The 266-nt window shown below is 68.0% G+C and carries 1 protein-coding gene; it reads right to left on the reverse strand.

Annotation, left to right across the window (positions count from 1 at the left end):
• The coding region (locus tag VTU_RS28505; protein ID WP_010107221.1) for a SwmB domain-containing protein at positions 1-266 on the reverse strand (266 nt) is incomplete at both ends.

A 266-nucleotide genomic window follows, 5' to 3' on the forward strand; every position in this document is an offset into this window, starting at 1 on the left:
ACGCTCACCACGAAAGCCGTCGTGACCGGTGGTGCGCTGCTGCCGTCCAGCGGCTCGCTGAACGTGAGCACCAACCGGTCGCCGTTGACCGTGGCGCTGCGGAACAGCGGGGGCGTGGTGTCCTCCGTCCGGGTGTCCACGGTGTAGGTGGCGCTGCTGGCGGTGCCGGTACCGGAGCGGCCTGCCAGGTTGGCTACGCCGGCCAGGTTGACGCGGATGGTGTTGGTCGCGACATTGACGTTGGTATTGGGTGTGAAGGTGGCGGT

This window comes from Verminephrobacter aporrectodeae subsp. tuberculatae At4 (assembly GCF_000193225.1).
GTDB lineage: Bacteria > Pseudomonadota > Gammaproteobacteria > Burkholderiales > Burkholderiaceae_C > Acidovorax > Acidovorax aporrectodeae.